The sequence below is a fragment of the Streptomyces apocyni genome (assembly GCF_009739465.1).
Lineage (GTDB): Bacteria > Actinomycetota > Actinomycetes > Streptomycetales > Streptomycetaceae > Streptomyces > Streptomyces apocyni.
Map to the genome: position 1 here is coordinate 361,224 of NZ_WHOM01000036.1, position 14,049 is coordinate 375,272.

A 14,049-nucleotide genomic window follows, 5' to 3' on the forward strand; every position below is an offset into this window, starting at 1 on the left:
CCGCGGTGGCCGCCAGATTCCCGGCGTCGTCAGAGTGCGGCGCAGGCGTCGCCGATCGCCTCGTCCAGAATCGTCAGGCCGAGCGAGAGCTCGTCCTCGGTGGCGGTCAGCGGCGGTGCCATCCTCAGGACTCCGCCCATGCCGGGGAGCTGGACGATGTTCATGTGCAGGCCGAGTTCAAGGCAGCGCCGGGTGACCCGCGCGCCCAGCTCGTTCGAGCTGCGCTTCGTCTCGCGGTCGACGACGAGTTCGAGCCCGGCCAGCAGGCCCCGGCCGCGGATGTCTCCGACGACCGCGTGGCGGCTGGCGATGTCCGTCAGACCTTCGCGGAGGAACGTGCCGAGCGACCGCGCGCGTTCGTCGAGCTTGTCGCTGATCAGGACGTCGAGGACGGTGTTGCCGACCGCGGCCACCAGCGGGTCGGCGACGTGCGTGGTGAAGAACAGGAACCCGCGCTCGTGTGCCTCCTGCTCGATCTCGGCGCTGGTGATCACCGCCGCGAGGGGGAGTCCCGCACCGAGTGTCTTGGACAGGGTGAGGATGTCGGGGACGACGCCGTCGCGCTCGAACGCGTACCAGGACCCGGTGCGGCAGAGGCCGGTCTGGGCCTCGTCGAGGATCAGCAGCATGCCGCGTTCCCGACATTTGGCCTGTAGGGCCGCGAAGTACCCGGGCGGCGGTTCGATGATTCCGCCTGAGCTGAGTATCGGTTCGACGAGGCACGCGGCCAGGCTGCCGGTCGACTGGGCGTCGATCAGGTCGAAGGCGAAGTCCAGTTGGCGGCGCCAGTCCAGCGAGCCGTCGGCCGTGGTGAAGTCGGGCCGGTACGCGTTCGGCACGGGGATGGCGAAGTTTCCGGGCGCGGTCGGGCCGTAGCCCTTGCGACCCGCGCTGTAGGTGGCGGACGCGGCGGCTTGCGTCATGCCGTGCCAGGACCGCGCGAACGAGACGATCTCGTGCTTGCCGGTGACGAGCTTGGCCATCCGGATGGCGGCTTCGTTCGACTCGGCGCCGGTCGTCAGCAGCAGCGCCTTCTCCAGCGGCGCGGGCAAGGTGTCGGCCAGGCGCCGGGCGAGGTCGACCACCGGGCGGCTGAGCATGCCGCTGAAGAGGTGGTCGAGGGTCGCGACCTGCCGCTGGACGGTCGCGACGATCTCCGGGTGCGAGTGGCCCAGGATCGCGCTCATCTGGCCGGAGGTGAAGTCGAGGATCTTCCGGCCCTCCGCCGTGAACAGGAAACTGCCGGCGGCGCGGTCGATGATCTCGCGGGTGAACTCACCGCCGTAGCGGACGAGGTGCCTCTCGGCATCGGCCCAGAAGGCTTCGGTGGACAGCGGGGCGGTGGTCGTAGCAGCCATGTCCCGACGGTAGGCCGGGTTCGAGCGGCACGTCCATCTCACAATTCCGGCTTTCCTGTTCGGCAAAACCGCACAACAATGGGGGCGTGATGAACCCCTGGAGGCTGCGGCTGCTGAGCCAGCTGGACACGCTGGGCACCGTCCGGGCGGTCGCCCAAGCCGCCAACCTGAGCCCGTCAAGCGTGTCTCAGCAGCTCGCCGCGCTCGAGGCCGAGACGCGCACACAGCTCCTTGAACGCACGGGACGCCGCGTGCGGCTGACCTCGGCCGGGCTGATCCTCGCGCGGCGGGCGCGGGCGATCCTCGATCACATGGACAGCGTCGAGGCGGAGCTGCGCGGGTTCGGCGAAGAACCGGTCGGACTGGTGCGGCTGGGGGCCTTCCAGAGCGCGATCCACACCATGGCCGTACCGGCGGTGACCCGGCTGGCGCGGGAGCATCCGCACCTGGACGTCGAGCTGCTGCAGCTTGAGCCGCACGAGAGCATGCCCGCGCTGCGGGGTGGCGACGCGGACATCATCGTCACCACGACGGACTTCGACGAGCTGCCGTTGGGGCCGGACCTCGACCTCGTACCGCTGGCCACGGACCCGATCTTGCTGGTGGTCCCGCCCGAGCATCCCGCGGCCGGGCGCGGCGCCGTGGACCTCGCGGCCTACGCGGACGAGCCGTGGGCGTTCGACATGCCACAGTCGTACATGGCGAATCTCGCGCTGCGGCTGTGCCGTCAAGCGAGGTTCGAGCCGCGGGTGGTGTGCCGGTTCAGCAACTACATGATGGCCCTGCAGCACGTCGAGGCCGGACTGTCGATCGCGCTGCTGCCCGGCTTGGCGGTCGACCCCCGCTATCGCGTCGCTACCAGGGAACTCGCGACTCCTGTGACACGCACGATCAGTGTGGCGATCCGCCGCGGCGCACCACCTCGCGCGGCGGTGCGCGCCGTGTTGGACGCACTGCGTCAGCATCCGGAGCTGCCGCTGCCGGGGCGTGAGTGACAGCCAAGGCGCGGGCGAGCAGGTCCCGGTCGAGGGTGCCGGTGCCGAGGGTGCCGGTGCCGAGGAGGTGCGTACACGCGGGCCCAGGCCCAGGCCGGGGCCGGGGCCGGGGCCAGGGCCGGGACCCGTCGGGACAGCCGTCAGTCCGTGGACAGGCCCGCCGCCGTGTGAGCGAGCGCGTCGAGGACCGGCCGGATCAGGGGGTGGGTCTCCGCGCCGCGGCGCACCGCGGCGAAGACGCGGCGGGTCGCCGCCGGGCCTGAGACGGGCCGGACCACGGTGTCCCGCAGCTCCATCCCGCGCAGCGCGGAGCGCGGCACGAGCGCGACGCCCGCACCGGCGCCCGCCAGTGCGACGACGGCACGGAAGTCGTCCGACAGATGCACGAGCCGGGGCTGGAAACCGGCCAGCTCGCAGGCGAGGAGCACCATGTCGTGGCACGGGTTGCCCGGATAGGGGCCGATCCAGTCGCTGTCGTCGAGCCCCGCGAGTTCGACCCGTTCGTGGCCTGCCAGCGGGTGGTCGGCGCGCAGTACGGCGTCGAACGGCTCCGCGTACAGCGGCACCCGGGAAAGCCGCCGGTCGTCGGCACCCGGCGCACCCCGGTACTCGACGGCGACCGCGAGGTCGGCCTCACCGTCCAGGACGAGCGGCAGGCTCTCGTCGCCTTCGGCGTCTCGGACGCGTACCCGGATGCCGGGGTGGTTCTCGGACAGCCGTCCCAGGGCCGGTGCGACGACCTCGGCGATGCCGGTGGCGAACGCGGCGACGCTGACCTCCCCGGCGGCTCCGCCCGCGTACGCGGCGAGCTCCGCCTCGGCCCGCTCAAGCTGGGCGAGCATGGCGTGCGTGTGGGCGAGGAGGATCTCCCCCGCGGCTGTCAGGGTCACCCCCTTGCCGCTGCGGATCAGCAGGACATGGCCGGTCTCCTTCTCCAGCGCGTTGAGCTGCTGGGAGACGGCGGAAGGGGTGAGGTACAGCGCGGAGGCCGCGGCGGTCACCGTACGGTGGTCCGCCACGGCCCGCAGGACGCGAAGCCGACGGGGGTCTATCACCCGGCCATTTTGCCAGTCGGCGCCGACGCGTCGCGTCCGCCGTCGAGCGCCCGGCGTGCGTCGGCGAAGGCGGCGACGGCGTGCTCGACGTCCTCGGTGGAGTGGGCCGCGGAAAGCTGGACGCGGATCCGGGCCTGGCCCATGGGGACGACCGGGTAGGAGAAGCCGATGACGTACACGCCGCGCTCCAGCAGCAGCTCGGCCATCCGGCCCGCCGCCGCGGCGTCGCCGATCATGACGGGTGCGATCGCGTGGTCGCCGGGCAGGATCTCGAAGCCCGCGTCGGTCATTTTCGTACGGAACAGCTTGGTATTGGCGGCGAGCTTGTCCCGCAGGTCACCGGCCGACTCCAGCAGGTCGAGGACCTTGAGGGAGGCGGCGGCGATCACCGGGGCGAGGGAGTTGGAGAAGAGGTACGGGCGGGAGCGCTGGCGCAGCAGCTCGACGATCTCGGCGCGGGCGGCGACGTAGCCGCCGGAGGCGCCGCCGAGGGCCTTGCCGAGGGTGCCGGTGATGATGTCGACGCGGTCCATCACCCCGTGCAGCTCGGGGGTGCCGCGGCCGCCGGGGCCGACGAAGCCGACGGCGTGCGAGTCGTCGACCATGACCATCGCGTCGTAGCGGTCGGCCAGATCGCAGATCTCGCGCAACGGGGCGACGTAGCCGTCCATCGAGAAGACGCCGTCGGTGACGATGAGGCGGCGGCGCGCGTCCTGGGTCTCTTGGAGCTGCTTCTCCAGGTCGGCCATGTCCCGGTTGGCGTAGCGGTGGCGGCGGGCCTTGGACAGCCGGATGCCGTCGATGATCGAGGCGTGGTTGAGGGCGTCGGAGATGACGGCGTCCTCGGGACCGAGGAGGGTCTCGAAGACTCCGCCGTTGGCGTCGAAGCAGGAGGAGTAGAGGATCGTGTCCTCTTGGCCGAGGAATGCCGACAGCCGCTGCTCCAACTCCTTGTGGATCTCCTGCGTGCCGCAGATGAAGCGGACGGAGGCCATGCCGTAGCCCCAGCGGTCGAGCGCGTCCTTGGCCGCGGCGACGACGTCGGGGTGGTCGGCGAGGCCGAGGTAGTTGTTGGCGCAGAAGTTGAGCACGTCACCGGGCGCGGCGCCGGCCGTCACGGCGACGGACGCGCTCTGCGGGGTGGCGATGACCCGCTCGGGCTTGTAGAGACCGGCGTCGCGGATCTCGTCGAGGGTGACTCGGAGGTCGTCTCGGACGGACGCGTACATGGAGTGCTCCTTGGGGTGGGGCAGGGACGCGGAGGAGGGGTGGCGGGAGAGGGGCTGGTGTCCGGGCGGGCGGGCAGGCCCTGAGGGCGGACTAGCCGGACTAGCCGGACGGCTCTAGGCGGTCCAGTCGAGGATGATCTTGCCGCTGCGGGCAGTGGCGGCCTCATCGAAGGCCGCGTCGAAGTCCTGGTAGCCGTAGCTGCCGGTGATCACGGGACTGAGGTCGAGTCCGCCTTCCAGCAGGACCGTCATCGCGTACCAGGTCTCGAACATCTCACGGCCGTAGATGCCCTTGATCGTGATCATCGAGGTCACGATCTTGGACCAGTCGACGGCGAACTCCTGCGCGGGCAGGCCCAGCATCGCGATACGGCCGCCGTGCGTCATGTTGTCGACCATGTCGCGCATGGCCTCGGAGCGGCCGGACATCTCCAGGCCGATGTCGAAGCCCTCCTTGAGACCAAGCTGCCGCTGGGCCGCGGCGATGTCGCTCTCGGCCACGTTCACCGCGAGGGTCGCGCCTACCTTGCGGGCGAGGGCCAGCCGGGACTCGCTGACATCAGTGATCACCACATTGCGCGCGCCGGCGTGCCGGGCGACGGCCGCGGCCATGATGCCGATGGGGCCCGCACCGGTGATCAGCACGTCCTCGCCGACGAGCGGGAAGGACAGTGCGGTGTGCACGGCGTTGCCGAACGGGTCGAAGATCGCGGCGACGTCCAGGTCGACCTTGGTGCGGTGGACCCACACGTTGGAGGCGGGCAGCGCGACGTACTCCGCGAACGCGCCGTCACGGCCGACGCCGAGGCCGACAGTGCTCCGGCACAGGTGGCGGCGGCCAGCCAGGCAGTTACGGCACTTCCCGCACACCAGGTGGCCCTCGCCGCTCACCACGTCGCCGACCGCGATGTCCGTGACGTCCGCGCCGACCGCCGCGACCTCGCCGACGAACTCGTGCCCGAGGACACGGGGCGTGGTGACGGCCTGCCGTGCCCAGCCATCCCACGACCTGATGTGCAGGTCGGTGCCGCAGATGCCGGTGCGCAGCACCTTGATCAGTACGTCCGATGCGCCCGTCTCGGGCTCCGGCACGTCCATGAGCCAGAGGCCGGGCTCGGCGTGCTGCTTGACAAGTGCCTTCATCGGTGCGGCTCCAGGCAGGGGTGACGGGACTGATCGGATACCGACGTGCGGTTCCGGTCCGCGGACGCGCTCCAATCTGCCCAGCTCGGAGCGTCGCGTCCATCGACGCTTTCTTAAGCGGGCCCACAGCCCAGCTTCACACCCGGCGGCGCTACTCTCGGCCGGAACGGCCCGAAACGGCCCGGGACGGCGGGCCGACACGCGTCGCGGTCAGGCCGCGAGCGACAGTCCCTGACGCAGCACGATCGCGTTGAGCCGGATCGAGAACGGCACCACGTCCATGATCTCCAGGGCGTCGGCACGGGCCTTGCCCACGCCGAGGGTCACGTCGACGCAGAACGCGATCGCGTACAGGTGATCACCGGTCTCGGCGTCCTGCAGGGCGAAGAGAAGGTCCCGGTAGTAACTGGTGCGGTCCCCGCCCTCCTCGTAGTACGACAGCCCCGACTCACCCTCCTGCGCGGCGAGTCCGGTGAAGGCGCGGACCAGTTCCTGCTCGACGGTGTCCCAGAAGCCCGCCTCGGCGAACTCCGCGGGCAGCGCCTGTCGCACCGCCTCCTTCAGCGACAGCACCATCACCATGACGGGGGCGCTCTCCTGGAGTCCCCAGCCGCGGACCATCTTCACGATCTCGCTGCCGGGCACGGCGGCGGCCGCCGCCCGGATGTGCTCGAAGTCGAAGTTGACGGTCGCGGGAGCGATCGCCTCCTGGAACAACCGGTCGACGGCCCGGGCCTGTTCGAGGTGCTCCGCCCCCACCTCGATGACGGTCTTGAAACTGGCGGCCATGCTTCCTCCTGCGAGTGCAGCGGTGATCAAGAGCGGCCAGTATGCCGAGCACCGCCGCCGGGGAGCACCACCGTCCCGCGCCGCGGACACCCGCACGACCAACCAGCCTGACCGTGCCGTATGTCACTTCTGGGGGCTGGCAGACAACTAATCGCCGCTCTACACGTCTGTGTCTATATGCGTGGCTGAATGTGCGGTTGACATTTCCCCTCATGTCATGAATCCATGGTCTAGACCTTTCCGGCGTGCGACCACACGCCGTCGAGCTGGCCGTGGGGGGACAGCACATGAAGATCACGTTTTTGGTGCACAACGCGTACGGGATCGGCGGGACCGTTCGCTCGACGGCGAACCTGTCGGGGGCACTGGCCGAGCGTCATGACGTTGAGGTCGTGAGCGTCCACCGGGTCGCGGATGAGCCCGCGTTGCCGTTCGATCCGCGGGTGCGGTTGTCCTCGCTGATCGATATGCGGGAGGACGCGCCCTCGTACGAGGGCGGGCTGGAGGCGACGCGGCTACCGAACACCATGTTTCCCGACAAGGGCGTGGACTTCGGCCGCCTGCGCTACACCGCGCTCCACGACCAACGCATCGGGGCGCATCTCCAGCAGACCGACGCGCAGGTCGTGATCGCGACCCGGCCGATCCTCAACGGCTATCTCAGGCGGTACGGACAGCGCCGCTGTCTGCGCGTCGGCCAGGAACACCTGTCCTTCGACGCGCACAGCGACCAGCTACGCGAGGACCAGAACGCCGCGGTGGCCGACGGCCTCGACGCCTTCGTGACGGTGTCCGAAGCGGACGCCGAGCTCTACCGGGCGGCGCTGCCCGATGCGGCCGCCCGGGTGCTGTGCATACCCAACGGCGTGCCCGAGCCCGCCGTTGAGCCGTCCCCGCTGAACTCCAAGGTCGTCGTGGCGGCCGGGCGGCTCGTGGGCATCAAGCGCTACGACCGGCTGGTCTCCGCGTTCGCCAAGGTGGCGGCCGAGCATCCCGACTGGACCTTGCGCATCTACGGGCGTGGCCCGGAGCGGGCCAAGCTCAGACGGCAGATCGACGAACTCGGGCTGTATGACCGGGCCTTCCTGATGGGTCCGGTGTCCCCGATCGAGACGGAGTGGGCCAAGGGCTCCATCGCCGCCGTCTCGTCCGACATGGAGTCCTTCGGCCTGACCATCGTCGAGGCGATGCACTGCGGCCTTCCGGTCGTCGCGACCGACTGCCCGCACGGCCCCGGCGAGATCATCTCTGATGGCGAGGACGGCCTCCTGGTCCCCTTGGAGGGCGGCGCCGACGCGTATGCCGGAGCCCTGTCCACTCTCATCAAGGACCAGGAACTGCGCGAGCGCCAGGGGCGCGCGGCGCGGGCGAAGGCGCAGCGCTACGCCCCGGCCACCATCGGGCGACGTTATGAGCGGTTGTTTGACGACCTGGCCGGCGAGCGGCCCCGGCAGGAGGCCAACGCCCCCGCGCCGGGCAGGACTTCGCTGCTGAACCGGTTGCGTGGCTCGTTCCGCGGCAGGGGCGGGAGGATGGCGGCCGCACAGGACGCGAAGGCCGCTGATGCGGCGGCGCCCACGCCTCAGGTCCGGCCGGTGGCGTACGTGCGCGCGACCGCTGACGGGGGCATGGCCGTACGCTTCGACGCCGGGTCGTTGCCGTCGGGGCCGCTGGACTTCGTCGTCCGGCGCCGTAAGGACCCCCACCATGCTGAGATCCGCGTGCCCGTGGCGTGGGGTGAGGCCGGGGCGGGTCAGCGCACGGAGCCCCACGCCACGGTGGAGCGGGACGCCCATGTGCTGGCTGAGGGTCGCTGGGACTGCTACGTCGCGCCTCGCGGTACCGACAAGCGGCGTCGGCTGGTCGCGGGGCTGGTGGAGCAGGCCCGGCTGGTGACCCTCCCGCCCCTCGTCGGCGAGGACGGGGTGTCCGCCTGGATTCCCTACACCACGACGGACGGATTCCTCGCCTTGCGGACCTGGCTGCGCCCCGCCCACGCCGAGGTCACGCGGATACTCGTCGGCGCGGACTCCGTGACCGTCAGCGCGCTGCTGCTCGGCGACGCCACGCTGCCTGCCCTGGCCCAGGGTCAGGGTCAGGGTCAGGGTCAGGGTCGAGTTGAGGCCCAGGCCCAGGGAGCGACCGTCGCCGCGGTCTCCCGGCAGGGCGCGGACTACGATTTCGCCACGCCGGTACGGGACCTGGGCGGCGGGCACTTCGAGTGCACCCTGTCCATCGGCGAGGCCCTGGCCCGCCGCAGCGTCGAGCACGACCTGTGGGACCTGCGGCTGTTGACCACCGAAGGCGCCGAACCCATACCCCTCGGGCGGATCGGCGGAGACATCGTCGACCGCAAGAAGACCGACGCCAGCCCCGCCACCGAGCGCGAGCACCCACAGCGCGGCACCACGCGCGCCAAGCCGTTCTTCACGGCGGTCAACAACCTCGCCCTCAGCCTGCGCGACACACCTCAGCCGGACCAGATCACCCCGTGAGCAGGCCCGAGAGCGCTCCGACCGGGTCGCGGTCCGGGGTGCCGCGCGGCCACCAGTCCTCTCGGCCCGGCTCCGACTCGTAGGCGTACCAGTGGCCGTCGTGGCCGAGGCGTAGTTGGAGGTGGCCGCGGGGGTGGGTGAGGCGGTTGCGGGTGGGCCGGAAGGCCGGGAACTCCGCGGCGCGCAGGGCGGGGCGGGCCTGATCGAAGGGTCCGGCCGGTGGGTCCCAGGGCTCTTCCAGTACGGTCAGGCCGTCCTGGCCGCCCTGGCGCCAGGCGGCTACCGCGCGCGCCAGGTCGGTAGCGGTGCGGCCGGTGGCGGACGCCAGTGCCGCGTAGAGGGTGCGGGTGGTCGCGGTGAGGCCCGAGCCGGGGCGGGCGGCCGCGAGCCGGACCGCGTCCTGCCAGAGGGTGAGGCCCGCGACCGGGTCCTCTCCGGTGCGGAGCAGCGCGTGTGCGCGGGCGGCCGCGTCGGTGGCCAGCTGGTCCAGGGCCAGCGGGTCAGGCCCACCGGGAGCCGCGGGGTACACCGGCGGCTGCTCCGGGTGCGGGAGCGGCGGCATCGGCGTGGGCAGGGGAGGCGGCGTACGTGGGGCGAGTGCGTCAGTGGCCCTGACTCCGGGGATACGGGGCTGGTTCTCGTCCTGGTCCGCGCGTGCGGCCAGGGTGGCGTTGCGACGGGACAGGTCGTCGAGCAGCTGCCGCTCGCCGCGGCCGCGCAACAGCAGGAGAACGAAGGGGTCTTCGTCGAGCAGCCGGGCGGTCTCGTAGCAGAGCGCGGCCGCGTGCTTGCAGGGGTGACCGGAATCCGGGCAGGAGCAGTACGGTTCGAGGTCGCCGGGCCCGGGGAGCAGGTCCGCGCCCCCTCCCCTGGCGAGGGACCGCGGCAGCTCCTTGTCGAGGAGCGCCGCGATATGGCCGGGTCGCTCAGTGGCGGTGTCGAGCAGCTGGTCCCACTCGGCGTCGGACAGGGTCGGCAGTTCGATCCTGGTGCGGTACGGGCGGGGGCGGCTGCCGTGCACGTACGCCAGGACCTGTCCGGGGGTGACGGTGATCGCGTCGACGAGGCCCTGGCGCGCGTAGGTGCGGCCGCGCGCCAGGCGGGCCTGGTCCAGGGCCGAGTCCTCCAGCGCGGCGACCCAGGCCCGGCCCCACCAACTCCCAGCATCGCCCGCGCCGGACCGCTCCACCCCCGCGACACGCCCCGCGAAGGTACGCCGCAACTCCCCCGCCGCCACGTCCGTACCGGGCTTCGCACCGCGGGCGTCGGCTCCCGTACGCACACCAACGCCGCTACGGGAACCGACGCCCGGGCCAGAACCACCGCCCGGACGGAAGCCGGTGCCCCCACCAGAGCCGCTGCCGGTACGGGCGTCCATACCCGAGCCCCCGCCCGCGCGCGCGTCCGCGCCAGTGTGGGTTCCCGTGCCCGGTGGCGTGGGGTCCTGGGCGCTGTACTCAGGGCGTACGCCGCGCGGCGGTCCGTCTGCGCTGGCCGCCTCGTCTTCTCCCTGACGTGCGGCGCGCAGCGCCTCCCGTGCCACGTCGGCGGGCCGTCGCCTCGCGTCGTCAGCGTCCGCCGCTGCGGGTTCGTGTCCGGGGGAGCCCGAAGGGGCCAGGCTCTCGGGTGCGCCCTCGCTCCTGAGGCGGCCGCCGGGCCGTTCGCGCAGCGCCCGGCGTGCCACGTCCGCTGGGCGGGCGGTCGTTGCCGCCGCGTCTCCCCCTGTGTCGCCGCTGTGCTCCTCGGGGGCCGCGCCAGCACCCCCCGAATCGTTCGTGGTGCGCAGTGCCTCGCGGGCCACATCGGCCGGGCGCGCGGCGTCCGGGACCGGCGCGGCGTCCGTGGTCGGCGCGGGCGGGGACGGCGTGGCGGGCGCGGCGCGCTGCGTGCGGAGGGCCTCGCGGGCCTGCTCGGCGGGGCTCGGGGCCGGGGTCATGCGGGGGACCTCCGGAGCGAGATCAGGTCGGAGAGTTCGCGGTCGGTGAGCTCGGTGAGCGCGGCTTCTCCGGTGCCGAGTACCGCGTCCGCCAAAGCGCGCTTGGCGGTGAGCATCTCGGCGATGCGGTCCTCGACCGTGCCCTCGGTGATGAGGCGGTGGACCTGCACCGGTTGGGTCTGCCCGATGCGGTAGGCGCGGTCGGTGGCCTGTTCCTCGACCGCTGGGTTCCACCAGCGGTCGAAGTGGATGACATGGCCCGCGCGGGTGAGGTTGAGCCCGGTGCCCGCCGCCTTGAGGGAGAGGACCAGGATCGGGGTGGCCCCGCTCTGGAACCGGTCCACCAGGTGCTCGCGCTCGGCCACGGGTGTGCCGCCGTGCAGCAGTTCGGCGGGGATCGCTCGGCTGGCGAGGTGCTCGCCGATCAGCCGGGCCATGCCCACGTACTGGGTGAAGATCAGCGCGGAGCCGTCCTCGGCGAGGATGGTGTCCAGCAGCTCGTCCAGCAGGGCGAGTTTGCCGGAACGGCCGACGAGCCGGACGGCTGGGCTCCGCACCGGGTTCCGCACCGGGTTCCGCTTCGCGCTCTCCTGTGGGCTCTCCCTTGGGCTCTCCTTCAGGTACTGCGCGGGGTGGTTGCAGATCTGCTTCAGCGCGCCGAGGAGCTTCAGGACCAGGCCACGGCGCGCGATCCCGTCAGCGGCCTCGATCGCGGCCATCGACTCGCGTACCACGGCCTCGTACAGCGCGGCCTGTTCCCGCGTGAGCGGAACCGGGTGGTCGGTCTCCGTCTTGGGCGGTAGCTCGGGGACGATGCCCGGGTCGGACTTCTTGCGGCGGAGCAGGAACGGCCGGACCAGGCGGGCCAGCCGGGCCGCCGCCTCGTCGTCATCGCCGCCCTCAACGGCCCGCGCGTGCCGGGCGCGGAACGACTTGAGCGGGCCGAGCAACCCGGGTGTGGTCCAGTCGAGCAGGGCCCAGAGCTCGGAGAGGTTGTTCTCGACCGGGGTACCGGTCAGCGCGACGCGGGCCGGTGCCGGGATGTCGCGCAGCGCCCGCGCGGTCGCCGAGTAGGCGTTCTTGACGTGCTGGGCCTCGTCCGCGACGACCATGCCCCAGGGCTGCTGGGCGAGTTGGGGTGCCGCACCGCGCATCGTGGCGTACGTGGTGAGGACGAAGCCGCCGTCAAGGTCGCGCAGGGTGCGGCTGGTGCCGTGATAGCGCCGCACCGGGACGCCGGGGGCGAAGCGGGCGATCTCCCGCTGCCAGTTGCCCAGCAGGGACGCCGGGCATACCACCAGGGTCGGCTCGCGGCGTGCCCGCCGCAGGTGGAGGGCGATGAGGGTCACGGTCTTGCCGAGGCCCATGTCGTCGGCGAGGCAGCCGCCGAGGCCGAGTGACGTCATCTGGTCAAGCCAGGCCAGGCCCCGGAGTTGGTAGTCGCGGAGCTGGGCGTGCAGGCCGGGTGGCGGCTCGGCCGGGGGCAGGCCCGCGGTGAGGCGGTCGCGCAGGGTCGCGAGCGCGCCGACCGGGACCGCCTCGACCGTCTCGCCGTCCACCTCCGCGGTGCCGGTGAGCGCGACGGAGAGCGCGTCCACCGGGTCGAGCAGGCCCAGTTCCCGCTTACGTGCCTTGCGGACCAGGGCGGGGTCGACCAGCACCCAGCGGTCCTTGAGCCGTACGACGGGCCGGTGCGACTCGGCGAGCTGGTCCATCTCCGCCTCGCTGAGCGGGTCTCCGCCGAGTGCCAGCTGCCAGCGGAACTCCAGGAGCCGCTCGGTCTCGAAGAAGCTGGTGCCGTCGGTGGCGGAGCCGGGTGCGGGCCGTACGACCGCGGCCGCGGAGAGGTCCTGGGCCAGGTCCCTAGGCCAGTGCACGGCGACCCCCGCCGCGCCGAGCCTGCTCGCCACGGTGCCGAGCAGGTCGTACAGCTCAGCCTCGGACAGGGGTAGTACGGCGGGGGTGTCCTGCTCCAGGAGCCGTTCCAGCGGCGGCCAGACGCGGGCCGCGCGGCGCAGGGCCAGCGCGGCGTCCACCTGAGCGCGTGGCCCGAAGGCCGCCTCGCCGTCCCCTGCCCAGAGGGCGGCGGCGTCGATGACGAGGGTGGGGTCGGCGAGGCTGTGCACCTGAACGACCGCGGCGCCCGCGGTCCGGTCGTTGTCGTCCGTACGGTCGAAGAGCCCGGCGCCGGACAGGTCCAGGCGCAGCGAGACCCGGACCCCGGCGTCCATCCCCGCCGCGGCCTCCGCCGCCCAGGCGCGGGCCCCGGGCAACCGCTGCGGCGCGCGGGCGGCGAAGGGGGCGCCCGAGGCGTGCGCGGCGGCCGGAGTGCGGGGCAGGGTGTCGGCCACCGCGTCCAGGAAGGCCCGCATCAGGGCCTCGGGCTGGGGCAACTGGAGCGGCTTGCGGACGGTACCGGTGGCGACGCCCGTCCCCGACCCGGTGAGTGGGGTGGCGTGGCCCTCGTACGGCAGGGCGGCGGCGACCGCGCGCAGCTGCGCGAGGTCCTCGGGGTCGAGCGGTCCGGCCCGCCAGGCGTCCTGGTCATCGGCGGTGAGGCCAGGCAGCAGTCGGCCGCGCGCGGTGAGCCGCAGCGCGAGCAGGGCGGCGGCGCCCCAGCACGCCGTGGCGGGGTGCGCGGCGGGGTCGCGCCTGGCCCGTACCAGCAGCGGCAGGGCGTCGGCGAGGGGCAGGGTGCGGGCGGGGACGGTGGTCGTACGGGCGCCGGAACCGTGGCGGCGGACGACGGTCAGGTCGATGGACGTCGACGCGTCGCCCGCGGCCGCCCACTCGGGTGGAGCACCCTCCGGGTGCCAGAAGGCCACCCGGCTCTCCCGAGGCAGCGTGGCGGGCAGGAACAGCGCGGCGGCGTGCACCAGCGTGCTCGCGCTCATGCTCGTGCTCGTCATACCGTGCTCACCCGCCTTCCGTACCCGTCGTCGCCGACCAGCTGCCGACGATTTCCACGACTGCTCCGACTGTACGGAGGGGCACTGACAATCAGGCTGTGATCTTGATCAGGGTGTGGTCCGGGAGACTCGGTGTGGTC

The 14,049-nt window shown here is 72.4% G+C and carries 9 protein-coding genes; 2 read left to right on the top strand and 7 right to left on the bottom strand.

The features are described 5' to 3' along the window. Nucleotides 1–29 precede the first annotated feature (29 nt). Complete coding sequence (locus GCN81_RS05280) at nucleotides 30–1,358, bottom strand: aspartate aminotransferase family protein (protein ID WP_156722252.1); 1,329 nt, start codon at nucleotides 1,356–1,358, stop codon at nucleotides 30–32. A gap of 89 nt (nucleotides 1,359–1,447) precedes the next feature. Between GCN81_RS05280 and GCN81_RS05285 the strand changes: the two genes are divergently transcribed. Then, nucleotides 1,448–2,353 carry a LysR family transcriptional regulator gene (locus GCN81_RS05285; RefSeq protein WP_197287496.1) on the top strand — a complete coding sequence of 302 codons (906 nt, stop codon included), beginning with the start codon at nucleotides 1,448–1,450 and terminating at the stop codon, nucleotides 2,351–2,353. Between the two features lie 140 nt (nucleotides 2,354–2,493). On the opposite strand, the gene GCN81_RS05290 is transcribed toward GCN81_RS05285, so the two are convergent. From GCN81_RS05290 to GCN81_RS05305, 4 genes are all read right to left on the bottom strand, one after another. Beyond that, entirely contained in the window at nucleotides 2,494–3,408 is a 915-nt protein-coding gene (locus GCN81_RS05290; protein WP_156722254.1) for a LysR family transcriptional regulator, read from the bottom strand. Next, nucleotides 3,405–4,637 carry a glycine C-acetyltransferase gene (locus tag GCN81_RS05295; protein WP_156722255.1) on the bottom strand — a complete coding sequence of 411 codons (1,233 nt, stop codon included), beginning with the start codon at nucleotides 4,635–4,637 and terminating at the stop codon, nucleotides 3,405–3,407. The genes GCN81_RS05290 and GCN81_RS05295 overlap by 4 nt, the downstream gene beginning before the upstream one ends. A 114-nt stretch (nucleotides 4,638–4,751) precedes the next feature. Next, nucleotides 4,752–5,780: an L-threonine 3-dehydrogenase gene (gene tdh / locus GCN81_RS05300; protein WP_156722256.1), complete on the bottom strand. Its 1,029-nt coding sequence runs from the start codon at nucleotides 5,778–5,780 to the stop codon at nucleotides 4,752–4,754. A 210-nt stretch (nucleotides 5,781–5,990) separates the two neighbouring features. Then, the gene (locus tag GCN81_RS05305) at nucleotides 5,991–6,569 is read right to left on the bottom strand and encodes a Type-2Aa cytolytic delta-endotoxin (RefSeq protein WP_156722257.1); all 579 of its coding nucleotides are present in this window, start codon (nucleotides 6,567–6,569) and stop codon (nucleotides 5,991–5,993) included. 287 nt (nucleotides 6,570–6,856) lie between these two features. On the opposite strand from GCN81_RS05305, the gene GCN81_RS05310 reads away from it, so the two are divergent. Beyond that, the gene (locus GCN81_RS05310) at nucleotides 6,857–9,064 is read left to right on the top strand and encodes a glycosyltransferase family 4 protein (RefSeq protein ID WP_156722385.1); all 2,208 of its coding nucleotides are present in this window, start codon (nucleotides 6,857–6,859) and stop codon (nucleotides 9,062–9,064) included. On the opposite strand, the gene GCN81_RS05315 is transcribed toward GCN81_RS05310, so the two are convergent. Beyond that, on the bottom strand, nucleotides 9,054–11,000 hold the full coding sequence (locus GCN81_RS05315) for an SWIM zinc finger family protein (protein ID WP_156722258.1): 1,947 nt from the start codon (nucleotides 10,998–11,000) through the stop codon (nucleotides 9,054–9,056). The genes GCN81_RS05310 and GCN81_RS05315 overlap by 11 nt on opposite strands. After that, nucleotides 10,997–13,909 (bottom strand): DEAD/DEAH box helicase, encoded by a 2,913-nt coding sequence (locus GCN81_RS05320; protein WP_156722259.1) that lies wholly within the window; start codon nucleotides 13,907–13,909, stop codon nucleotides 10,997–10,999. The genes GCN81_RS05315 and GCN81_RS05320 overlap by 4 nt, the downstream gene beginning before the upstream one ends. Nucleotides 13,910–14,049: the final 140 nt, after the last annotated feature.